We start from the raw sequence: 894 nt of genomic DNA on the forward strand, positions 1-894 counted from the left end.
CTTGCAGCATCGTGTCGTAATGCCTGAATCCGGGCTGATCAAAGTCATCCTGCATACTGAGATGCATGGCTTGCGAGGCGCTACACTCTATCATCACTGGTATCGTGAGGGGGTAAGGCAGGCAAAGGTGAGGATCCCGGTAAATGTTGCTAAACAGAAGTCCTACTCAAGTAAGTTTATTGATAAACATATGCTGGGTGCTTGGCAGGTGAAAGTGTTGGACGCTTCAGGTGAACTTTATATTCTTGCAGACTTTGAGGTTGTTAGCGCAAACTGATGGATATCTTGTTCGGCCTAAAAAAGCTGCTAGGTATGTCGTTAATGTCGGTACCGCTTATCTTGATCGGTTTACTGTTAGCAGGTTTTTTCTATCGAAAGCGTTATGTAAAGCTAGGCAGAATACTCAGTTTATTCAGTATTACTGCTTTATTTATTTTGAGCCTTTCACCGGTGACGGATGCTTTGATCAGGCCTCTTGAGTCACAGTATCCCGCCTACCAAGGCCAGCCCGTAGATTTTGTTTTAGTGTTAGGTGGCGGGCATTCAACAGCGAATGAGCGACCTTTAAGCAGTCTATTGAGCGGAACCTCATTAAGTCGGTTGACTGAAGGCTTGATGATTTACAGAGCAAATCCCGGGTCAAAGTTATTACTTTCTGGCTATCATGGGGATGATATTGAATCTCATGCTAAAGCGGCATCACGAGTGGCGATAGCCCTTGGAGTACCCGAGAGCGATATTTATTTGGCTGAAGAGGTAAAGGATACGGCAGAAGAGGCCAGGCATTGGGTTAAATTTATAAACGGTGCCAAATTTGCGTTAGTGACGTCAGCAATGCATATGCCCCGTTCTGTCTATTTGTTTAAGAAAGAAATCACTTTGCAGCAAGGCGAG

2 protein-coding genes are annotated in these 894 nt (G+C 45.0%); both read left to right on the top strand.

Features of this window, described 5'->3' with window-relative positions:
- A partial coding sequence (locus tag A3735_RS02335; RefSeq protein WP_156499342.1) for a DUF2914 domain-containing protein occupies positions 1-277 on the top strand: 277 nt, incomplete at its 5' end.
- On the top strand, positions 277-894 hold a 618-nt coding region (locus A3735_RS02340; protein WP_068637520.1), incomplete at its 3' end, for an ElyC/SanA/YdcF family protein. The genes A3735_RS02335 and A3735_RS02340, both read left to right, overlap by 1 nt.

The sequence above is a fragment of the Oleiphilus sp. HI0061 genome (assembly GCF_001635675.1).